Annotated in this window: 21 protein-coding genes; 18 read left to right on the top strand and 3 right to left on the bottom strand. The window is 62.1% G+C overall.

What is annotated here, in order from left to right:
- The first annotated feature begins 7 nt into the window (after positions 1 to 7).
- The 5 genes from D0B32_RS20080 to groL all read left to right on the top strand — a co-directional run bounded on the left by D0B32_RS20080 (position 8) and on the right by groL (position 4,659).
- On the top strand, positions 8 to 658 hold the full coding sequence (locus D0B32_RS20080) for an amino acid ABC transporter permease (protein ID WP_117336031.1): 651 nt from the start codon (positions 8 to 10) through the stop codon (positions 656 to 658).
- Positions 655 to 1,419 carry an amino acid ABC transporter ATP-binding protein gene (locus tag D0B32_RS20085; protein WP_117336032.1) on the top strand — a complete coding sequence of 255 codons (765 nt, stop codon included), beginning with the start codon at positions 655 to 657 and terminating at the stop codon, positions 1,417 to 1,419. Before D0B32_RS20080 ends, D0B32_RS20085 begins: the two co-directional genes overlap by 4 nt.
- A gap of 48 nt (positions 1,420 to 1,467) precedes the next feature.
- Entirely contained in the window at positions 1,468 to 2,229 is a 762-nt protein-coding gene (locus D0B32_RS20090) for an IclR family transcriptional regulator (RefSeq protein ID WP_117336033.1), read from the top strand.
- 443 nt (positions 2,230 to 2,672) lie between these two features.
- A complete protein-coding gene (gene groES, locus D0B32_RS20095) occupies positions 2,673 to 2,963 on the top strand; it encodes a co-chaperone GroES (RefSeq protein WP_025496518.1) in 291 nt (96 codons plus the stop codon).
- Between the two features lie 55 nt (positions 2,964 to 3,018).
- A complete protein-coding gene (gene groL / locus D0B32_RS20100; protein WP_117336034.1) occupies positions 3,019 to 4,659 on the top strand; it encodes a chaperonin GroEL in 1,641 nt (546 codons plus the stop codon).
- A 213-nt stretch (positions 4,660 to 4,872) separates the two neighbouring features.
- On the opposite strand, the gene cysC is transcribed toward groL, so the two are convergent.
- Both cysC and D0B32_RS20110 read right to left on the bottom strand, forming a co-directional pair.
- Entirely contained in the window at positions 4,873 to 5,451 is a 579-nt protein-coding gene (cysC, locus tag D0B32_RS20105) for an adenylyl-sulfate kinase (protein ID WP_259295084.1), read from the bottom strand.
- A 476-nt stretch (positions 5,452 to 5,927) separates the two neighbouring features.
- The gene (locus tag D0B32_RS20110) at positions 5,928 to 6,788 is read right to left on the bottom strand and encodes a hydroxymethylpyrimidine/phosphomethylpyrimidine kinase (protein ID WP_117336035.1); all 861 of its coding nucleotides are present in this window, start codon (positions 6,786 to 6,788) and stop codon (positions 5,928 to 5,930) included.
- 282 nt (positions 6,789 to 7,070) lie between these two features.
- Here D0B32_RS20110 and D0B32_RS20115 point away from each other — a divergent pair, with 282 nt between their 5' ends.
- From D0B32_RS20115 to D0B32_RS20150, 8 genes are all read left to right on the top strand, one after another.
- On the top strand, positions 7,071 to 7,241 hold the full coding sequence (locus D0B32_RS20115; RefSeq protein WP_008342674.1) for a rubredoxin: 171 nt from the start codon (positions 7,071 to 7,073) through the stop codon (positions 7,239 to 7,241).
- A gap of 261 nt (positions 7,242 to 7,502) precedes the next feature.
- Complete coding sequence (locus tag D0B32_RS20120; RefSeq protein WP_117336036.1) at positions 7,503 to 8,948, top strand: hypothetical protein; 1,446 nt, start codon at positions 7,503 to 7,505, stop codon at positions 8,946 to 8,948.
- A gap of 139 nt (positions 8,949 to 9,087) precedes the next feature.
- The gene (locus tag D0B32_RS20125; RefSeq protein ID WP_074302183.1) at positions 9,088 to 9,666 is read left to right on the top strand and encodes a YqgE/AlgH family protein; all 579 of its coding nucleotides are present in this window, start codon (positions 9,088 to 9,090) and stop codon (positions 9,664 to 9,666) included.
- Positions 9,663 to 10,103 carry a Holliday junction resolvase RuvX gene (gene ruvX, locus D0B32_RS20130; RefSeq protein ID WP_117336037.1) on the top strand — a complete coding sequence of 147 codons (441 nt, stop codon included), beginning with the start codon at positions 9,663 to 9,665 and terminating at the stop codon, positions 10,101 to 10,103. The genes D0B32_RS20125 and ruvX overlap by 4 nt, the downstream gene beginning before the upstream one ends.
- Positions 10,090 to 10,626 carry a bifunctional pyr operon transcriptional regulator/uracil phosphoribosyltransferase PyrR gene (pyrR, locus tag D0B32_RS20135; protein WP_117336038.1) on the top strand — a complete coding sequence of 179 codons (537 nt, stop codon included), beginning with the start codon at positions 10,090 to 10,092 and terminating at the stop codon, positions 10,624 to 10,626. The genes ruvX and pyrR overlap by 14 nt, the downstream gene beginning before the upstream one ends.
- Positions 10,627 to 10,792: 166 nt before the next feature.
- The gene (locus D0B32_RS20140; RefSeq protein WP_117336039.1) at positions 10,793 to 11,830 is read left to right on the top strand and encodes an aspartate carbamoyltransferase catalytic subunit; all 1,038 of its coding nucleotides are present in this window, start codon (positions 10,793 to 10,795) and stop codon (positions 11,828 to 11,830) included.
- 72 nt (positions 11,831 to 11,902) lie between these two features.
- Positions 11,903 to 13,180: a dihydroorotase gene (locus D0B32_RS20145; protein WP_117336040.1), complete on the top strand. Its 1,278-nt coding sequence runs from the start codon at positions 11,903 to 11,905 to the stop codon at positions 13,178 to 13,180.
- A gap of 133 nt (positions 13,181 to 13,313) precedes the next feature.
- The gene (locus tag D0B32_RS20150; protein ID WP_117336041.1) at positions 13,314 to 14,153 is read left to right on the top strand and encodes a 1-acyl-sn-glycerol-3-phosphate acyltransferase; all 840 of its coding nucleotides are present in this window, start codon (positions 13,314 to 13,316) and stop codon (positions 14,151 to 14,153) included.
- Here the strand turns inward: D0B32_RS20150 and D0B32_RS20155 are convergent.
- Entirely contained in the window at positions 14,150 to 15,004 is an 855-nt protein-coding gene (locus D0B32_RS20155; protein ID WP_117336042.1) for a symmetrical bis(5'-nucleosyl)-tetraphosphatase, read from the bottom strand. The genes D0B32_RS20150 and D0B32_RS20155 overlap by 4 nt on opposite strands.
- Before the next feature lie 217 nt (positions 15,005 to 15,221).
- Here D0B32_RS20155 and D0B32_RS20160 point away from each other — a divergent pair, with 217 nt between their 5' ends.
- From D0B32_RS20160 to rfbD, 5 genes are all read left to right on the top strand, one after another.
- Entirely contained in the window at positions 15,222 to 16,151 is a 930-nt protein-coding gene (locus D0B32_RS20160; protein ID WP_117336043.1) for a GDP-mannose 4,6-dehydratase, read from the top strand.
- A gap of 315 nt (positions 16,152 to 16,466) precedes the next feature.
- On the top strand, positions 16,467 to 17,528 hold the full coding sequence (gene rfbB, locus D0B32_RS20165) for a dTDP-glucose 4,6-dehydratase (RefSeq protein ID WP_117336044.1): 1,062 nt from the start codon (positions 16,467 to 16,469) through the stop codon (positions 17,526 to 17,528).
- Positions 17,529 to 17,538: 10 nt separating this feature from the next.
- Positions 17,539 to 18,432, top strand: coding sequence for a glucose-1-phosphate thymidylyltransferase RfbA (gene rfbA, locus D0B32_RS20170; RefSeq protein WP_117336045.1), 894 nt, complete (start codon positions 17,539 to 17,541; stop codon positions 18,430 to 18,432).
- On the top strand, positions 18,417 to 18,968 hold the full coding sequence (gene rfbC, locus D0B32_RS20175; protein ID WP_117336046.1) for a dTDP-4-dehydrorhamnose 3,5-epimerase: 552 nt from the start codon (positions 18,417 to 18,419) through the stop codon (positions 18,966 to 18,968). The genes rfbA and rfbC overlap by 16 nt, the downstream gene beginning before the upstream one ends.
- Positions 18,965 to 19,855: a dTDP-4-dehydrorhamnose reductase gene (rfbD, locus tag D0B32_RS20180; RefSeq protein WP_117336047.1), complete on the top strand. Its 891-nt coding sequence runs from the start codon at positions 18,965 to 18,967 to the stop codon at positions 19,853 to 19,855. The genes rfbC and rfbD overlap by 4 nt, the downstream gene beginning before the upstream one ends.
- The last annotated feature ends 63 nt before the right edge of the window (positions 19,856 to 19,918 follow it).

Consider the following 19,918-nt stretch of genomic DNA (forward strand, 5'->3'; position numbering starts at 1 on the left):
ATAAAACATGTCTACTGAATTGCTCATGACCAGCCTCTCGATCCTGTTGCAGGGGCTGGTGGCAACGCTGTTGCTGTCGGCGGCCTCGATTGTCGGCGGGACGCTCATCGGCTTGCTCGCCGCCGTGCTGCGCTCGTTTGGGCCGTGGGGCACGTCGCGGATTGCGCGGCTCTACACCGAACTGTTTCGCGGCACGCCCGTGCTGATCACGCTGATGTTCATCTACTTCGGCGTGTCGTACTTCGGTTACGCAATCGACGTATTCGCAGCCGGCGTCGTCGGACTGAGCGTCTATCAGGGCGCGTATATCGCAGAGGTGTTCCGTTCGGGCATCGAAGCCGTGCCGAAGGGACAGTGGGAAGTCTCGCAGATTCTCGGCCTCAGCAAGACGCAGGCGTTCTTTTCCGTAGTGCTACCGCAGACGGGCAGGATCGTGCTGCCGCCGCTGGTTGGGCAGTATCTCTCGCTGATCAAGGACACGTCGATTGTCAGCATGATCGGCATGTCGGAGTTGATGCATGGCGGCCAGGCCATTGTCGACCGGGTGGGACAACCCGTGGAGATTTATGGACTCGTTGCCGTACTTTATTTCATCGTGTGTTTCCCGCTGTCGCAGTGGGTGCGCCACCATGATCGTAGAAGGAGCCTGATGTCATGAGTACTGCCAACGTTACCTCCGCATCCACCGCACCCGTCATCAATCTGAGCGGCGTTAGCAAGTCGTTCGGCGCGACCAAGGTGCTGAAGGAAATCAACCTGGAAGTGCGGCCGGGCGAAGTGCTGGTGCTGATCGGCGCGTCTGGTTCGGGCAAGAGCACCGTATTGCGTATCATGGCGGGTCTCGAAACGGCCGACGCCGGCGAGGTGTGGGTCAACGAAGTGCCGCTGCATGATGCGCGCCGCGCGCGCGAAATTCGCGGTCACGTGGGCATGGTGTTCCAGCAGTTCAACCTGTTCCCGCACAAGACCGCGCTCGGCAACGTGACGCTGGCGCTGATCAAGGCCCGCAAGATGAGCCCCGCGGACGCGCGCAAACGCGGCATGGAAGCACTCGAACGCGTGGGCCTCGCGGATCGCGCCGAACACTATCCGAGCCAGTTGTCCGGCGGTCAGCAGCAGCGCGTGGCAATTGCGCGTGCACTGGCGGTGGAGCCCGGCATCATGTTCTTCGACGAAGCCACCTCCGCGCTCGACCCGGAACTGGTTGGCGAAGTGACCGAAGTGATGCGCGGCCTCGCACGCGACGGCATGACGATGGTCGTCGTCACGCACGAGATGGGCTTTGCCCGCAAGACGGCGGACCGTGTCGTGTTCATGGACAAGGGCGTGATTGCGGAGCAGGGCGCGCCCGAGCAGATTTTCGTGGACCCGCAGAACGAGCGCACGCGTCAGTTCCTGCATCGGGTGCTGGATTACTGAGTTTTTATATTGCCTTTCATGTCGCCTATTGCCGGTGGAGTTGAACGAATGTCCGCACCAGAATCATCGAGGGCTAGAGGCGTCGATCGGGTCATCGGCATTTTCAGGCAGTTGCATATTGCGCGCCGTCCGATGACGATGCGCGAACTGATCGAGGCCACCGGCGCGCCGCGCTCGAGTATCTACGAACTCGTGACCATCCTCACGGAAGCGGGTTGGCTCGAAACGGGCGCGGACGGCAGCGTGTTTTTTGGCCGCGAGATGCATTACTACGGCGCCGACTATGCCGAGCACAACGACCTGATCAGCCGTGCGCATCAGGCCATTCTGGGTCTCGTCAGGAAGCACGACGAGACCGCGCAGTTGTGCATGCTCGAAGGCAACAAGTACACCGTGTTTTTGTCGGAGAACAGCTCGCGGCCCTTCAACATCAGTTCCGACATTGGCGTGAAGGTGCCGATTCCGTGGACCGCGACGGGCCGTCTGCTGCTCGCGCATCTGCGGCCCGAGGAAATCCGCGCGCTGATTCCGGAGGAAGACTTTGTGCTCGACAATGGCCGCCGTCTGGCCTTTGACGATTTTCTGCGTGACGTGCAGAGCGCGGCCGAATTGGGCTATTGCTGCACGGAAGGGCTCTCGCATACCTTCCGCTATTGCATGGCGGCGCCGATCCGCGATCGCGGCGGCCTGCCGGTCGCGGCGCTGTGCTTCATGACGAGCCGCGATACCCCCGAGGACAAACGCGCGACGATGCTGGAGGATCTGATCAGTTCGGCGAAGGCGTTGTCGCAGCCGTATGTGAGGATGTAGGGGTATGCTGCGGTTTCGTCGCGGCACTGGAAACTTTTCTTCTGGATGCGCGGTCTGTTAGGCGGTTGGGCGACGGCGGTGCGATTCTCGCGACGCTTCGTTGCTGGCTGCTTACGTCATGGCTTTGAAGCGTCCAGCCGCGTTGCTCGCCTTGCTTGATCGAACGGCGGGTTCTTCGTTTGGCGGCTCCGCGCCTGCTAAAGACCGCTTGCTTCCCTGCCCAGGGACTTCCCTGGTGAGCCGCGTCGCCGCGCGCCGAGACGGGGCCACATGAGCGCCTTGCCGCCCCCGCCAACAATTCCCTGCCCCCTCCTTCTTGAATTTGTCACCACCCGTCCATATAATTAGCACTCGCTGCACGAGAGTGCTAACAACATCGCCGGTTGGCTCGGCCAGCCGGGTTTTCCAAGCGTTCTTCAGTCTCAATCAAGAGAGGAGTATGTATGAACCTTCGTCCTTTGCATGATCGCGTGATCGTCAAACGTCTGGATCAAGAAACCAAGACCGCGTCGGGCATCGTGATCCCCGAAGCCGCAGCAGAAAAGCCGGATCAAGGCGAAATTCTGGCAGTCGGCCCGGGCAAGCGCGACGACAAGGGCGCACAGATCGCCCTCGACGTGAAGGTCGGTGACCGCGTTCTGTTCGGCAAGTACGCAGGCCAGACCGTCAAGGTCGACGGCAGCGAACTGCTCGTGATGCGCGAAGAAGACATCATGGCCGTGGTGCAGAAGTAAGCGCACAGCCGCTACTTTTCCCGGTCATATCCCAGAGAATTCAAGGAGTTAGAAGATGGCAGCTAAAGACGTCGTATTCGGTGATTCCGCCCGTGCCAAGATGGTTGAAGGCGTGAACATCCTCGCGAACGCTGTGAAGGTCACGCTGGGCCCGAAGGGTCGCAACGTTGTGCTGGAACGCAGCTTCGGTGGCCCGACGGTCACGAAGGACGGTGTGTCGGTCGCGAAAGAGATCGAACTGAAAGACAAGCTCCAGAACATGGGCGCACAAATGGTCAAGGAAGTGGCTTCCAAGACCAGCGACAACGCAGGTGACGGCACCACGACCGCTACGGTCCTGGCTCAGTCCATCGTCCGCGAAGGCATGAAGTACGTTGCATCGGGCATGAACCCGATGGACCTGAAGCGCGGTATCGACAAGGCAGTGGCTGCTGCAATCGAAGAACTGCGCAAGATCAGCAAGCCTTGCACGACCAACAAGGAAATCGCTCAGGTTGGCGCGATCTCGGCAAACAGCGACTCGTCGATCGGCGACCGCATTGCTGAAGCCATGGACAAGGTTGGCAAGGAAGGCGTCATCACCGTTGAAGACGGCAAGTCGCTGCAAGACGAGCTGGACGTGGTCGAAGGTATGCAATTCGACCGCGGCTACCTGTCGCCGTACTTCATCAACAACCCGGACAAGCAAGTTGCCGTGCTCGACAACCCGTTCGTGCTGCTGCACGACAAGAAGGTGTCGAACATTCGTGACCTCCTCCCGGTTCTGGAACAAGTGGCGAAGGCTGGCCGTCCGCTGCTGATCATCGCTGAAGACGTCGAAGGCGAAGCGCTGGCAACGCTGGTGGTGAACAACATCCGCGGCATCCTGAAGACGGTTGCTGTGAAGGCTCCGGGCTTCGGCGATCGCCGTAAGGCCATGCTGGAAGACATCGCGATCCTGACCGGCGGTCAAGTCATCGCTGAAGAAACCGGCCTGACGCTCGAAAAGGCAACGCTGGCCGAACTGGGTCAAGCGAAGCGTATCGAAGTGGGCAAGGAAAACACGACGATCATCGACGGCGCTGGCGAAGCTGCCAACATCGAAGCACGTGTGAAGCAAGTTCGCACGCAAATCGAAGAAGCTACGTCGGACTACGACCGTGAAAAGCTGCAGGAACGCGTGGCCAAGCTGGCCGGCGGCGTTGCAGTGATCAAGGTTGGTGCTGCGACCGAAGTCGAAATGAAGGAAAAGAAGGCACGTGTCGAAGACGCACTGCACGCAACGCGCGCAGCTGTGGAAGAAGGCATCGTGGCTGGCGGCGGTGTTGCACTGATCCGCGCTCGCACGGCAATCGCCGGCCTGAAGGGCTCGAACGCTGATCAAGACGCAGGTATCAAGATCGTTCTGCGCGCAATGGAAGAACCGCTGCGCCAGATCGTCACGAACGGCGGCGAAGAAGCCAGCGTCGTGGTGGCAGCAGTTGCAGCAGGTAAGGGCAACTACGGCTACAACGCAGCAACGGGCGAGTACGTCGACCTGGTTGACGCTGGTGTCGTGGACCCGACCAAGGTCACGCGTACGGCACTGCAAAACGCAGCATCGGTGGCAGGTCTCCTGCTGACGACCGACGCAGCTGTTTGCGAACTGCCGAAGGAAGATGCACCGATGCCTGGCGGCATGCCCGGCGGCATGGGCGGCATGGGCATGGACATGTAATTTCCGCGGGCCTCGTCAGAGGTCCGATAGGAAGTGCATGGGGAGGCGCGTTGCGAGACGTGCTTCCCAAAAGAAAAACCCCGCAATTGCGGGGTTTTTTGTTTTCTGCGGAGCGGGCTGCGTGTTGGGAGCGGGCTGTGTTGAATCGCTACCGCAACGACGATTCGCGCATGCTCCGAACTTCCGGCTGGGCGGGGCGCAGTCCGTGTGTGATCAGCGCGGCATCAAAAAGCTTGCACGCAAGTGCGCGTAGATGCTCGCGACGCTGGCTTCCGCAGCCTCATTAGCGGTGTCGACTCGCAGATCAGGCTCAACGGGCGCTTCATAAGGCGCCGACACACCCGTAAAAGAAGGGATCGCACCGGCTCGGGCTTTTGCATACAGGCCCTTCGGATCGCGCCGCGCGCATTCATCCACCGAAGCCGAAAGATAGGTCTCGATAAAACGGTCGTGCCCGATGATCTCACGCGCCATGACGCGATCTTCATGCATGGGCGAGATCAGCGCGGAAATCACGATCAGCCCTGCGTCATTCATCAACTGAGCGACGTGTGCGACCCGGCGAATGTTTTCGCGGCGGTCGGCGGGTGTGAAGCCAAGGTCGCTGCCCAGACCGTGACGAATGTTGTCGCCGTCGAGCACGTAGCAGGCGTGACCTTCCGCAATCAGATGACGCTCGAGCTCATAGGCGATGGTGGATTTGCCGGAGCCGGAGAGGCCCGTCAGCCAGATCGTCACAGCTCGCTGGGAAAACATGCTTGCGCGGTCGTGATCAGACACTGCGCCGTTCACGCGCTGGAGAAAACGCTGAGCTTGTTCCGCGGTGCCGCTGCGCTGAGTTTCGACGCTGCGTTGGGGCTCGTGGTCGTCGAAAAGGGAATGCGCGGAGTGACTGCCAGATAAATTGTCCACTGCGACGGTGCCCCCTTAGTCTGGCATCGGTTGTGAAACCGATGCTTTTGTAAAGCTGCATGAACGTGCGATGTGAGTCAACGTCTCTACGACTGGCAGCGCGGAAGCCCGGGGAACGAAAAGGCGAGAGGGCATATGAGCGACTAGAGCAATATTACAGTCCGTAAATAATAGCGCGAATATAAATTTTCGTTGTAACGGCTAATTACGTAAGTAATACGGACGCTCTATTCGAGCCAACGACTCAACTTCGCACAGCCCGTGCGATGGGTAGACCGATCAAACGTTGAAACGCAGTTTGAGCCGAAACGCGGTGGCATATCACTTCGCCCCACGCGACTCAAACCGCTACAGACTCAATGCCGAGCCTCTCCGGGCGGCGCGTCCTTACCCGTGGTGAGCGGCGTGTCTTCTTCGCTGCTGCGTGCCCAGAAGAACCGGTCCGGAATATACACACCCATGCCCGGGCGAAACGCGCTGCGCATGGCCTGGTACATGTATTCCTGCGCTTCGCGAACGGCTTCGGCGGGATCCTGCCCGTTGGCGAGCAGCGCGGCGATCGCGGCGCCCAGCGTGTCGGTCAGGCCCATGATGCGGTTGCTGCCGCGGTCCCACATGTCCTGGCGCAGTTGGCCGTCTTCGCTGAAGAGCGTATTGACGAGCCGGTGCGTGCCGGTCTCCGTAGACAGAATGTATTCGCATCCCTGCGACAGCAGATGCGAAATCGCCGCGTCGAGGCTGGGCGCTTCGGCGTCGCCGTCCGGCTGCGCGAGTGCGAGCAGCGTGGCGTGATCGGCGACCAGCAAGGTGGTTTGCGGTGCCAGCAAATCGGCGATGGCCTCGCGCAGTTCATCGGCGGCCAGCACATGCTCGTCGTCGAGCGTGAAGTCCGGCGCGAGGATCAGCGGAATGTCGTCGTAGTCGGCCACGACTTCGGCGATCGCGCTCACCACTTCCGCGCGGGTGGCCGCGCCGACCTTGAACGCGGCAATCGGCATGTCTTCGAGGAGCATGCGCGCCTGCGTCGCGACGATTTCAGGGTCGAGTCCGGTCACTTCGTCGCAGCTTGCCGAGTCGCGCACCGTGTAGCCGGTGAGGACGCTGACCCCGTGACATCCCATGCTGGCGAGCGTCATCAGGTCTGCTTGCAGGCCGGAGCCGCCCGTCGGGTCGGAGAGGCCGAAGGTGAGTACGATCGGAGGAGTGTCGCTGGGCATGAAGATGGTTGGCAGGAAATGAGCAGATGTAAGCGCGCACTGGGCGCGTAGTCGGCTCAATTATGCGGCCTAAAGCGCTGCGGAGGCGTTTTTTCGCACCGCGATGACGCTTTGCGCGTGGTTTGGACCTCATGCCGCCTGCGACGTGGTCGGCAACCGCCAGCTATCGGGCAACCGGCCGGTAGTGCGGCAGGTTGCGACTTTTCGATTGCTAGGCATTAGGGCGGCAACACGGTACCATCATGGCTCTCGTTTCAACGCCCTTTTTGACGCGACACACGAATGGAATACAGAAGCTGGATGTGCCTGATCTGCGGCTGGATCTACGATGAAGAAGCCGGTCTGCCAGATGAAGGAATCGCGCCGGGCACGCGTTGGGAGGATGTTCCCATTAACTGGACTTGTCCCGAGTGCGGCGCGCGCAAGGAAGACTTCGAGATGGTCCAGATCTGACCGTCTCGCAGCATGCGCGCTGGCGGCTGAGTCTGGCTTGAGCGCGCAGGTTGGCGCCACGCCGGAGCTTTGGCATCGAGGCGCATCGCTTCGCGCGCATCACGCTGAATTGCCGGGTCCTGGGCCCGCGTGGCCTTCACGGTAGTTCGTCATCGTACCCTCGCGGGGTCACGTGCTGCATGGCGTGAACGGCCGCGTATCGGTCGCCTGGCCGCCCGGCGGCCTGTCAGCAGCCTGTGCCATCACTCACGCCGCTCGCTCATGACCTCACAAACCGCCCCGTTATTGCCCGCTGAGTCTCTCGACGCCTTGCCCAACCCCCGCGGCGGCGCCGTGCGTCCGGCCGAACTGGCGCTCGCCGAAGCACAACTGGCGTTCGAGCAACGCGGTGACCTGGCGTCACCTCTGTTGCAGGCGGTGCGGGCGCTGCGCGAAGCAGGCTGGCCCAGCGCGCAGCGTTTTGCCGACATGCTCGTATTGGCGTCGCCACTCACGGTGGCGGACCCCGCTGACGAACCCAACGCCCGCGCGCTGTTTGCGCCAGCGCTGCACGATTTCCGGGCGGCCATCGGCCGTCACAATCTACGCGAGCTGTCCTGCTCTCCCACGCTGTTCGCCCATTACCACGCCCTGAGCGCGTTGATTGCAAAGCGCACGCCGGGCTTCACCGTCACCTTCGAAGATCTCGCGCTGCTGGCGCGGCCCGTGCCACCGGTCACGTTCAGTCCGCAGCCGGCCGAGCGCCTCGCTCATCTGCGCGCCCGCTACGAACGCGCGTTGCTGCCGGTGCTGCGAGCCCACTCCAGCGACGGCGCGGCCAGCGCGGCGGCGAGCGCCGCGATGCGCGCCGCACTCGATGAACTGGACGCATGCCTTGCCGAACTCGCCGGTCCTGATCCCTATGATTTCTGGCGCCTCGCTTCGGCCTGCGCCCGCGCGCTGCGCGTGAGCGGTCACTTAGCCGGGGATGCCGATGCACGGCGCTTTCACGCCCGCTGCAATCTGGCTTTCGCGGATCACGCGCGGGGCATGCCGCTGGCGTCGCGCTCGCTGGTGCGCAGCACGTTGGCGCTGTTGTGGCGCGATTACGCGCTTTTCGGCGCCGCAGCGGAGGACGCTGATCACGTGGAAGTGCTGCACGATTACGGCCTGACGGTCGACTGGCACGTCGCCGGCACACAGGATTCCGAGGTGCTCTGGGAGGCCGGCGCGGCTAGCGCCCAGGCATCCCAGACGCAGCGCGGCGCGGCTGACTCGCTGGCGGTCCGCACACGCGAACTGGGCGTACTCACCGTGAACGCCCACGCGTATGAAGATTTTCTGCAGACGGCCGATGCCTCGATTGCCGCGCTGGCGGAACACGCGCGCGCGGCGGGGCATCCAGAGAAGGCGGACCCAGGCGAAGCCTTGCAGGCGAGCGACGCCGCCTTCCGGCTCGGCGCGGCGGCCTGCGCGCTCGGCCTCGGGCACGTTGGGTTGCTCGCAGACGCGCTGGGCCTCGCATGGCGACGCCGGGCGCATGCAGGCGTATCGACGCCCGCCGTGCGTGCGCATGTGATTGTCGAGCCGCCCAATGCGCGCTCGCTGGAGCAGGGCGCCGAGGCGTTGCGCGCCATGCTGCACACCATTGCAGCGGGCGTCGCGCCGCCGGACGGCAGCCTCGCCTTGACGACCTTGACGCGGGCCATCGAACAGGGCGTCGCGTAGGCCCGCGTACGCCTCGTTGGCCTCATGTAAGCACGTGATAGAGTGGCACTGTGCTCCGCTGCTTCTGCGATCGCGGCAAACCTGATCTGCCCTCGCTCAAAGCCCGCCATTCCGCATCGTCTTTGCTAAAATCCGAACTATGTCCAAGAGTACCGATCGCATCAATCTGACCAACCAGTTCCTGATCGCTATGCCCAGCATGGCCGATCCCACGTTTTCAGGAACGGTGGTCTACCTTTGCGATCACAGTGAGCGCGGTGCGCTCGGCCTCGTGATCAACCGGCCCACCGACATCGATCTGGAAGCGCTCTTCAGTCGCATCGACCTCAAGCTCGAAATCGAACCCCTGCTGCATGTCCCCGTTTACTTCGGCGGCCCGGTGCAAACCGAGCGCGGCTTCGTGCTGCACTATCCGAAAGACGGCAGCCCTTACACGTCGTCCATGTCGGTGCCGGGCGGTCTCGAGATGACCACGTCGAAAGATGTGCTCGAAGCCGTCGCCAGCGGCACGGGCCCGGAACGGTTTCTGCTCACGCTCGGCCACGCAGGTTGGGGCGCGGGCCAGCTCGAGGAAGAGATTTCGAAGAACGGCTGGCTCACTGTCGAAGCCGATCCGAAGATCGTGTTCGACGTGCCGGCCGAAGAACGCCTCGAAGCCGCTCTGGCTCTCCTCGGCATTTCCCTGTCCATGCTTTCGGGCGAAGCAGGTCACGCATGAGCAGTCCAGCCGGACGGGCAGCAACCTTGCTGGCGTTCGACTATGGCGAAAAACGGATTGGCGTGGCGGTGGGCAATTCGCTCACCAAAAGCGCACGGCCGCTCGTGGTGGTGCAAAACCGCAATCGGGAGTACCGCTTCGAGACGCTCGGCAAGCTGATTGCCGAGTGGAAGCCCGCCGTGCTGGTGGTCGGATTGCCGCTGCATCCAGATGGTGCCCCGCACGAAATGACCCAACTCGCCAAACGCTTCGGCAATCAACTCAACGGGCGCTTCAACTTGCCGGTTACGTGGATCGACGAACGCTATTCGTCGGTCGAGGCCAAGGCCGAAATCCGCGCCGGCAATGGGCGCGCCGACATGCTCGATGCCGAGGCCGCCTGCATCATCCTCCAGCAGTATCTAGACGGGCTTCCCGACGATCATGAGTTCCATTGACGCCGAAGCGCTGTATCGCGCCGTGCTCGAACAGCTTCGTGCGGCTTATGGCGAAGCGTTCGCGGATGACGCCAACGGCCCGGTACTGGTCGGCATCTATAGCGGCGGCGTGTGGCTCGCCGGGCGTCTGGCGCGTGATCTGAATGCGCGTGCGTTCGGCGTCGTCAATGTGGCGCTGCATCGCGACGACTACGCGAAGAAAGGCCTGCACGCGCAGGCCAGCCCGACCTCGCTGCCATTCGACGTCAGCAGGCGTCGCATCGTGCTGGTCGACGACGTGCTATTTACCGGCCGCACGGTGCGCGCCGCGCTCAACGAGTTATACGACTATGGACGGCCCGTCGCGGTGGAACTCGCGGTGCTCGCCGATCGCGGTGGCCGCGAGCTGCCGGTAGCGGCGCGCTTCGTGGGCGGCGTGATCGAGGTGCCCGCGGATGCCAACCTCGTGCTGGCACGCGAAGCGGACGCCGCAGATCCAGCCGGCGAGCGCTTCACCTTCCACACCGAAATACGCACGGATTGAGCGCAGCGACGCGGCAAGTCCGGTAACGTGCTGTAGAGGCGTCGTGCCGCCACGATGTGATGATGGCCGCAAACGGCCGCGAGAGAGACAGCAGCGCAACCGGGCGCTTCGCGCGCGATCCACGCAGGCTTGTTCAAACCTTGTACACGTTTGACTCAGGTAGACCATGACCACTGCCACCCCGGCTTCCCAAGGCTCCCCCAGCAGCGACGGCGCCGGCACCTCCGAACGCTTCCGCTACGGTTTCCTGAAGGGCAATCCGCAGCTCACGAAAAACGGGGAGCTGAAACATTTGCTGAGCATCGACGGCCTGCCGCGCAGGATCGTGGATCACATCCTCGATACGGCCACGCAGTTTGTCAGCGTGGCCGATCGTGAGGTCAAGAAAGTGCCGCTGTTGCGCGGCAAGTCCGTGTTCAACCTGTTCTTCGAAAACTCGACGCGCACCCGCACCACCTTCGAAATCGCCGCCAAGCGTCTGTCCGCGGACGTCATCAATCTGAACATCAACGCGTCCTCGACTAGCAAGGGCGAATCGCTGCTGGACACGATCAACAACCTCTCTGCGATGCACGCGGACATGTTCGTCGTGCGTCACGCCTCGAGCGGCGCGCCGTACCTGATTGCCGAACACTGCGCGCCGCACGTGCATGTGATCAATGCCGGTGATGGGCGTCACGCACACCCCACCCAGGGTCTGCTCGACATGTACACGATTCGTCACTACAAGAAGGACTTTACGAATCTGCGCGTGGCGATTGTGGGCGATATCCTGCATTCGCGGGTGGCGCGTTCGGATATCCATGCGCTGACTACGCTCGGCGTGCCCGAGGTGCGCGCAATTGGCCCGCGTACCTTGTTGCCAGGCGGTCTCGAACAGATGGGCGTGCGCGTGTTTCACAACCTCGACGAAGGGCTGAAAGACGTCGACGTCATCATCATGCTGCGCTTGCAGAACGAGCGCATGAGCGGTGCGCTGTTGCCGTCGGCGCAGGAATACTTCAAGAGCTGGGGCTTGACGCCGGAACGGCTCGCGCTGGCGCAGCCCGACGCCATCGTCATGCATCCGGGGCCGATGAACCGGGGCGTGGAAATCGATTCGCAGGTGGCCGACGGACCGCAGTCCGTCATTCTGAATCAGGTGACGTTCGGCATTGCGGTGCGCATGGCAGTGATGGGGATCGTCGCGGGCAACCATGACTGATCGGCCGGAAGTCACGCAAGGCAACCCGCCTCACGAGAGAACACGCAACACGCAACACAACCAGGGCAGCGCATGCAGATTCACATTCAAGGCGGCACGCTGATCGACCCCGCGGCCGGCACCGAACAGCAGCAGGACGTCTTCATTGCGAAGGGCAGGATCGTCGCGCTCGGTCACGCGCCCGCCGATTTCCACGCGGACCGGACCATCGACGCTAGCGGGCTTTGCATCGCGCCCGGCCTGGTCGATCTGGCCGCGCGGCTGCGCGAGCCGGGCCACGAACACCGGGCGACGCTCGAATCCGAAATGGCCGCCGCGCTCGCGGGCGGCGTGACGACGCTCGTGTGTCTGCCGGACACGGATCCCGTGCTGGACGAGCCTGGCCTCGTCGAAATGCTCAAGTTCCGCGCCCGCAATCTGAACCGGGCGCATGTGCATCCGCTGGGTGCGTTGACGGTCGGTTTGCAGGGGCAGGTCATCACGGAGATGGTCGAGCTGACCGAGGCGGGTTGCGTCGGCTTTTCGCAAGCGGACGTGCCGGTGATGGACACGCAGGTGCTGCTGCGCGCGCTGCAGTATGCGAACACCTATGGCTATACCGTGTGGCTGCGGCCCGTGGATGCGTTTCTCGGCAAAGGTGGCGTGGCGGCGAGCGGGCCGTTGGCCTCGCGGCTCGGCTTGTCGGGCGTGCCGGTGGCTGCCGAGACCATCGCGCTGCATACGATTTTTGAGCTGGTCCGCGTGACGGGTGCGCGCGTGCATGTGTCGCATCTGTCGTCGGCGGCGGGCGTCGAGCTGATGCGCGCAGCGAAGGCCGAGGGCTTGCCGGTGACGTGCGATGTCACCGTGAACCATATCCACCTGATCGACCTGGACATCGGCTACTTCGATGCGCAGTTTCGCCTTGATCCACCACTGCGCTCGCAGCGTGATCGCGAAGCGATTCGCGCAGGACTGCTGGATGGCACCATCGACGCGATCTGTTCGGATCACACGCCCGTCGACGATGACGAAAAGCTGCTGCCGTTCGCCGAGGCGACGCCGGGTGCGACGGGCCTCGAACTGCTGCTCTCGCTGACCGTGAAATGGGCGCAGGAAACCGCGACACCGCTGGCAAAGGCGCTCAATCGCATCACGGCGGCGCCGGCTGACGTGCTGAAGCTGGACGCCGGACGCGTGGCGTTGGGCGCGGCGGCCGACCTGTGCATCTTCGACAGGAACACGCACTGGCACGTCGAGCCGCGTGCCTTGAAGAGTCAGGGGCACAATACGCCGTTTCTCGGCTATGAATTGCCGGCGCGCGTGCATGCGACGCTCGTGGCGGGGCAAGTGGTGTTCGAACGCGGCTGAGGGTCGCTGCTGAATGCCACAAAACTTTGCTACAACGTTTCCAAGGTCTTAATCGAACTTACCCTGACCAACGCGCCTGACCAACTCGCCTGACCATCGCGCCTGACCACGATACACACGGAACACTCGAACAATGAAGCTCGTCTTTCGCAAAGCCCGGCTGTTTGCTCATCTGCTGCACGGCATGTGGACGGTCGCCACGCGCTTTTCGCGCGCCACGCCGGCACAGCGGGAAGCGCTGAACCGCGCATGGTCGCTGAAGATGCTGCGGCTGTGCGGCATGCGCCTCGTGGTCCACAACGACAGCGCGCGTCTCGATGCCGGCGCGCTGGTGGTGGCGAACCACATTTCGTGGATCGACATCTACGTGATCAACGCGTGGCGGCCGACGCCGTTCGTCTCGAAGGCCGAGGTGCGGCAATGGCCCGTGGTGGGATGGCTCGCGCAACAGCTCGGCACCGTGTTCATCCAGCGCGAAAAGCGCAGCGACGCGAAGCGCATCATGCACGAACTGTCCGATCGCCTGAGCGCGGGTGAATTGATGTGTGTGTTTCCCGAAGGCACGACGTCCAGCGGACTCACGCTGCTGCCGTTTCACTCGAACATGTTCCAGGCGGCCGTCTCCGCCGCGTGCCCGGTGCAACCGATCTGCCTGATGTACGAAGACGGGCAGGGCCGGCAATCCACGGCGCCGGCGTACATCGACGAGCTTTCGCTGGCCGACTCGCTGGATGCGCTGCTGCGCGGCGGTCCGCTGACGGCACATGTGTATGTGGGCGAAGCGCTCGCCCCTGGCGCGGATCGGCGCACGCTGGCCGCGCAAGCACAGGCTTCGGTGGAGGCGGCCTTGGGCGAACTGCAAGGCAATGGCGCCCGCGTGACGGATGCAGCTAAAGCCGCGCTGCCGGTCGAGACATTGGCCAACGACAACACGCTGCTCGACAGCATCGACCAGCGCGGCCGTTCGGCCTAGTCCATCATCGCGCGGCAGCCGTCGCAGTTCACCTGGGTAAGCCTGCGCTCGGCGGGATTGGCCGCGAGCCGCACGGCGGAGAGCTTCTCGCCCCACACGCACCCCGAGTCGAGGCCGATCAGGTTGTCGCGCATGAGCAGGCCCAGTGCGGCCCAGTGACCGAACACGACGGTGGTGTCCGCCGTTTTGCGCGACGGCACATCGAACCACGGCATAAAGCCCGGCGGCGCCGAGCTGAGACCGCCGCTGGTGCTGAAATCCATCGCGCCGTCGAGATCGCAGAAGCGCATGCGCGTGAGTGCGGTGCAGGTGAGGCGCAAGCGGTCGATTCCCTTCAAGCCCGGCTTCCAGCGATTCGGCTCATTGCCGTACAGACCCGCCAGCGTCTCTTTCCAGTTCGGCGCGCGCAGGGCTTGCGAGAGCTCCTCGGCGAGTTCAAGCGTGGTCGCGACGTCCCATTGCGGCAGAACGCCGGCGTGCACCATCAGCATGTCGTTTTCGAAATGGGCGAGCGGACGATGCCGGACCCAGTGCAGCAAATCTTCCGCATCCGGCGCGGCGAGAATCTCGTCGATGGTGTCGCCCTTCTTGGACTTGCGAATGCCCGCCGAGACCGACAGCAGATGCAGATCGTGATTGCCCAGCACCGGCCTGGCGCGGTCGCCCAGCGCAATGATGTCCCGCAGGGCGGCAAGCGATTCGCCGCCGCGGTTGATCAGATCGCCCGCGAACCAGAGCGGTGTCTCGGGCGCGGGGGCGGCCTTGGCGAGCAGTTGCTGATACTGGCTGCGGCAACCTTGCAGGTCACCGAAGGCAAGCGGAACGGAATTCGGGAGGCTGGGGACGGTCATCTGGGGCGGAATCAGGTACGCGCAGGCGCATGAAGCAATAAGTTAGCGTGACATAATAGCCCGTTTGGTGCGACGGCATTGCGACACGTTTGTGCCATCCACGCCGGGCATCATGCAGCCGATTAATTGCGCCGATTTTCCGTTGATTTTTCGCGCGTTTTTTCCAGTTAGTATGTTTGCTGGCAGCTTTTCCAGAACATAGAGCAGGGGGATGTGAGTGAACGGAGAAACGACGCAATCAGCGCTGCATGCTGAACGCCTGACACGCACACTCGTGACCGGCGCGAGCGGCTTCACCGGCGCATGGTTGATCAGCAATCTGCTCGCCAGCGGTCATGCCGTCACGGAGACCGTGGCAGGGCAGAATGCGACCGAAACGCCGTCGCGGCGCAGGCTCGATATCACGTCGCCCGAGCAGTGCCGGCGCGTGATCGACGAAGTGCGGCCGGACTATATCGTTCACCTGGCTGCGATCAGCTTCGTGGGCCATGACGATCCGCTGGATTTCTATCGCGTCAACGTACTGGGTACGCTGAATCTGTTGCAGGCGTGCGCCGATGTGGGCCATACGCCGCGCAAGGTGCTGATTGCGAGCAGTGCGAACGTGTATGGCAACGTCACCAGCGATGCCATCGACGAGAGCTTCCCGGCGGCGCCCGTCAATCATTACGCGGCGAGCAAGGCCGCGATGGAGTCGATGGTGCGGACGTGGTTCGACCGTCTGCCCATCCTGATCGTGCGGCCATTCAACTACACCGGCCGTGGCCAGACATCCAGCTTCCTGGTGCCGAAGATCGTCGATCATTTCGCGCGGCGGGCGCCGGAGATTTCGCTGGGCAACATCGACGTGGCGCGTGACTTTTCGGACGTGCGCTACGTGGTGCGGGCCTACGAGGCGTTGCTGGACAGCGCGGCGGCAGGCGAGACGGTGAACGTCTGTACGGGCCAGCCCTACACGCTGCGGGAAATTCTGACGATGGCCGGCGAGATTACCGGTCATGAGTTGGCGATTCGCGTCAACCCGGCGTTTGTACGGCAGACGGATGTCAAGGTGCTCGCGGGGTCGCCGGCGAAGCTGCAGCGGATGGTGCCGGAGGTGAAGGCGATTGGGTTCCGGGAGACGCTGGGGTGGATGCTGGCGGCATAACTTGCGCTGGAGAATGCGTCTGACATGGTGATTCTTACCGGGTCACTCACGGCGGTGCGGCCAGCCGTTGGGCGAGTTTTGCCTGATTTGCAATGGTTCGGAAACGAACTTTGCCAAGCTGTTTCAAGTTGTTAGGGCTCTAGTTTTTGGCCATTCCCGCTTTATAATCGGGGCTTTATAAAAGAGCGGTTGATCGTGCCCGGTTTATACATGAGGCGCGGCGGCAGGCGAAATATTGCGCCGCAAAACAACCAAGATACGGGCGGCCGGGCGGAAAGCGGCTGCAGCGGCCACGAACATCTATAGGGTAATTCCATGATCCTGGTAACGGGCGGCGCCGGCTTTATCGGCGCTAATTTTGTGCTTGACTGGCTGAACGGCTCGGACGAACCCGTCCTCAACCTGGACAAGCTGACCTACGCAGGCAACCTGGGTACGCTCAAGTCGCAGCACGACAACCCGAAGCATGTGTTCGCACGTGCCGATATCTGCGACCGCGCCGCGCTCGACGCCCTGTTCGCAGAGCACAAGCCCCGCGCCGTGTTGCACTTCGCTGCGGAAAGCCACGTCGACCGTTCCATTCATGGTCCCGCAGATTTCGTCCAGACCAACGTAGTGGGCACCTTTACGCTGCTGGAAGCCACCCGTTCGTACTGGAGCGCGTTGAGCGAGACTGACAAGGCTGCGTTCCGCTTCCTGCACGTTTCGACGGATGAAGTATTCGGCTCGCTGTCTGCAACGGATCCGCAGTTCTCCGAAACCACGCCGTATGCGCCGAACAGCCCGTACTCGGCTACCAAGGCAGGTTCGGATCATCTGGTGCGCGCGTATCACCATACGTACGGCCTGCCGGTGTTGACCACGAATTGCTCGAACAACTACGGTCCTTATCAGTTCCCCGAGAAACTAATTCCGTTGATGATCGCCAACGCGCTGGGCGGCAAGCCGCTGCCCGTGTATGGCGACGGCCAGAACGTGCGTGACTGGCTGTACGTGGGTGACCACTGCAGCGCCATCCGCGAAGTGCTCGAACGTGGCGTGCCCGGCGAGACCTACAACGTGGGCGGCTGGAACGAGAAGAAGAACCTCGACGTCGTGCATACGCTGTGCGATTTGCTTGATGAGCAACGTCCGAAGTCCACGGGTTCGTACCGCGACCAGATCACCTACGTGAAGGATCGTCCGGGCCACGATCGCCGCTATGCGATCGACGCGCGCAAGCTGGAGCGCGAACTGGGCTGGAAGCCGGCGGAAACCTTCGAAACGGGCCTGGCGAAGACCGTGCGGTGGTATCTCGACAACCAGGAATGGGTGGACGAAGTCGCTTCCGGCGAATACCGCAAGTGGGTTGAGACCAACTACGCGCAGCGCGCGTAAAGGCAACGTCATGGCGCGCAAAGGCATTATTCTCGCGGGCGGATCGGGCACGCGGCTCTATCCGATTACTCATGTCGTCTCCAAGCAGCTGCTGCCGGTGTACGACAAGCCCATGATCTACTACCCGCTGTCCACGTTGATGGTGGCCGGCATTCGTGATGTGCTGATCATCTCCACGCCGCAGGACACGCCGCGCTTCGAGACGATGCTCGGCGACGGCAGCCAGTGGGGCATGAATATCCAGTACGCCGTGCAGCCGTCGCCGGACGGTCTCGCCCAGGCGTTCATCATTGGCCGCGACTTCGTGGGCAACGATCCGTCGGCGCTGATCCTCGGTGACAACATTTTTTACGGTCACGATCTGGCCAAGCAGCTCGAGCGCGCGGATCAGCAGGAGCAGGGCGCGACCGTGTTTGCTTACCACGTGCAGGACCCCGAACGGTACGGCGTGGTGGAATTCGACAAGCAGTTCCGCGCGCTTTCCATTGAAGAGAAGCCGGCCAAACCGCGTTCCAACTACGCAGTGACGGGCCTGTACTTCTACGACAAGCAGGTGTGCGATATCGCGGCGGATATCAAGCCTTCGCCGCGTGGCGAGCTTGAGATTACCGATGTGAATTCGCGGTATCTGGCCGATAGTGCGCTCAATGTCGAGATCATGGGACGTGGGTATGCGTGGCTCGATACGGGTACGCATGACTCGCTGATCGAAGCGGCGACGTTCATTGCGACGCTGCAAAAGCGCCAGGGACTGGTGGTGGCTTGTCCGGAGGAGATTGCGTTTCGGCAACGTTGGATCGATGCCGAACGTTTGTCAGCGCTGGCGAAGCCGCTTGCCAAGAACGCCTACGGGCAATACTTGCAAAATCTCCTGACGGATCAAGTCGCATGGCCATCCAAGTGACCGCTACCGTACTGCCGGAAGTCAAGATAATCGAGCCGAAGGTGTTCGGCGATGCGCGTGGCTTCTTCTATGAAAGCTTCAACGGCCGTGAGTTTGCCGAGCACGTTCAGGCAGGTGTGGAGTTCGTACAGGACAATCACTCACGCTCGGCGAAGGGCGTGTTGCGGGGGCTGCATTATCAGGTCGAACATGCGCAGGGCAAATTGGTGCGCGTTGTCGAGGGCGAAGTGTTCGATGTCGCTGTCGATATCCGAAAGAGCTCTCCGAATTTCGGCAAATGGGTCGGCGTGAGCCTAACGGAATCGAACTACCGACAATTGTGGATTCCGCCTGGTTTTGCGCATGGCTTTGTCGTGCTATCTGAGACTGCACAGTTTCTTTATAAAACAACCGATTTCTGGTTCCCGGAGCACGAGCGGAGCATTGTTTGGAATGATCCGCAGGTTGGGATCGAGTGGCCGATCGATTTTGAACCGATGTTGGCTGCGAAGGATGCGGCGGGTAAATCGCTGGCGGAAGCAGAGGTGTTTGCATGAACGCAACGGCGAACAGGACCATTCTTGTCACTGGAGTGAACGGGCAGGTTGGCTTCGAATTGGCTCGCAGCCTGCAGGGACTCGGCCGGGTCGTGGCGCTCGATCGTCAGCAATTCGACCTGGCCAATTTCGACCAGATCCGCAGTGTGATCCGTGAGTTGCAGCCTGCGCTGATTGTGAATCCGGCTGCTTATACGGCGGTTGATCAAGCAGAGAAAGACGCCGAGGCGGCGACGAAAATCAATGGGCACGCACCAGGGGTGATCGCTGAAGAAGCCAGGCGGCTTGGCGCAACTCTCTTTCATTTTTCGACCGATTACGTGTTCGACGGTACGAAGAGTGGACCGTACGTGGAAATGGACGAGACTGATCCGCAAAATGTCTACGGCGCGAGCAAACTGGCGGGCGAACAGGCTATTGAAGCGGCGGGCGGAAACGCGATGGTGTTTCGAACCAGTTGGGTTTACGGCCGCCGCGGCAAGAATTTTCTGTTGACCATGTTGCGTCTCGCAGCGGAAAAGCCGGCTCTGCGGATCGTAGGCGATCAGATCGGTGCGCCTACCTGGAGCAAGACTATCGCCACGATGGTGAGCCATATCGCAGCGCAGGGCCTATTTGCTGGAAATGACTGGTGGTCGGAAAAATCGGGCATCTATCACCTCAGTGCAGGTGGCTCCACGTCTTGGGCGGGCTTTGCTGAAGCGATCTTCGATCTCGCGACGCTCGAAAAGAAGCCTACCGTCGAAGCGATTCCAGCGAGTGAGTATCCAGTCCCTGCGAAGCGACCTGCTAACTCCGTGATGTCGGGCGAAAAGTTGGGTAGTGCATTCGGCCTGAAAATGCCTCAGTGGGATGAGGCACTGCGACTTTGTATCGGAGAAGCCTGAGTATTCAGGAGGCCGACACAAGCTCCAAGGTTGAATTCAGATGTCGCTGGCCGAACGACCTTC

The sequence above is a fragment of the Paraburkholderia sp. DHOC27 genome (assembly GCF_003429005.1).
Lineage (GTDB): Bacteria > Pseudomonadota > Gammaproteobacteria > Burkholderiales > Burkholderiaceae > Paraburkholderia.

What these genes read in the sequence shown, in the direction of transcription:
- D0B32_RS20125 (WP_074302183.1), top strand. Translation starts at nt 9,088, where the DNA reads ATGTCCAAGAGTACCGATCGCATCAATCTGACCAACCAGTTCCTGATC.
- D0B32_RS20080 (WP_117336031.1), top strand. Translation starts at nt 8, where the DNA reads ATGTCTACTGAATTGCTCATGACCAGCCTCTCGATCCTGTTGCAGGGG.
- D0B32_RS20145 (WP_117336040.1), top strand. Translation starts at nt 11,903, where the DNA reads ATGCAGATTCACATTCAAGGCGGCACGCTGATCGACCCCGCGGCCGGC.
- rfbD (WP_117336047.1), top strand. Translation starts at nt 18,965, where the DNA reads ATGAACGCAACGGCGAACAGGACCATTCTTGTCACTGGAGTGAACGGG.
- ruvX (WP_117336037.1), top strand. Translation starts at nt 9,663, where the DNA reads ATGAGCAGTCCAGCCGGACGGGCAGCAACCTTGCTGGCGTTCGACTAT.
- D0B32_RS20090 (WP_117336033.1), top strand. Translation starts at nt 1,468, where the DNA reads ATGTCCGCACCAGAATCATCGAGGGCTAGAGGCGTCGATCGGGTCATC.
- rfbC (WP_117336046.1), top strand. Translation starts at nt 18,417, where the DNA reads ATGGCCATCCAAGTGACCGCTACCGTACTGCCGGAAGTCAAGATAATC.
- D0B32_RS20140 (WP_117336039.1), top strand. Translation starts at nt 10,793, where the DNA reads ATGACCACTGCCACCCCGGCTTCCCAAGGCTCCCCCAGCAGCGACGGC.
- groL (WP_117336034.1), top strand. Translation starts at nt 3,019, where the DNA reads ATGGCAGCTAAAGACGTCGTATTCGGTGATTCCGCCCGTGCCAAGATG.
- D0B32_RS20155 (WP_117336042.1), bottom strand. Translation starts at nt 15,004, where the DNA reads ATGACCGTCCCCAGCCTCCCGAATTCCGTTCCGCTTGCCTTCGGTGAC.
- D0B32_RS20150 (WP_117336041.1), top strand. Translation starts at nt 13,314, where the DNA reads ATGAAGCTCGTCTTTCGCAAAGCCCGGCTGTTTGCTCATCTGCTGCAC.
- D0B32_RS20110 (WP_117336035.1), bottom strand. Translation starts at nt 6,788, where the DNA reads ATGCCCAGCGACACTCCTCCGATCGTACTCACCTTCGGCCTCTCCGAC.
- pyrR (WP_117336038.1), top strand. Translation starts at nt 10,090, where the DNA reads ATGAGTTCCATTGACGCCGAAGCGCTGTATCGCGCCGTGCTCGAACAG.
- D0B32_RS20115 (WP_008342674.1), top strand. Translation starts at nt 7,071, where the DNA reads ATGGAATACAGAAGCTGGATGTGCCTGATCTGCGGCTGGATCTACGAT.
- D0B32_RS20085 (WP_117336032.1), top strand. Translation starts at nt 655, where the DNA reads ATGAGTACTGCCAACGTTACCTCCGCATCCACCGCACCCGTCATCAAT.
- D0B32_RS20120 (WP_117336036.1), top strand. Translation starts at nt 7,503, where the DNA reads ATGACCTCACAAACCGCCCCGTTATTGCCCGCTGAGTCTCTCGACGCC.
- groES (WP_025496518.1), top strand. Translation starts at nt 2,673, where the DNA reads ATGAACCTTCGTCCTTTGCATGATCGCGTGATCGTCAAACGTCTGGAT.
- rfbB (WP_117336044.1), top strand. Translation starts at nt 16,467, where the DNA reads ATGATCCTGGTAACGGGCGGCGCCGGCTTTATCGGCGCTAATTTTGTG.
- rfbA (WP_117336045.1), top strand. Translation starts at nt 17,539, where the DNA reads ATGGCGCGCAAAGGCATTATTCTCGCGGGCGGATCGGGCACGCGGCTC.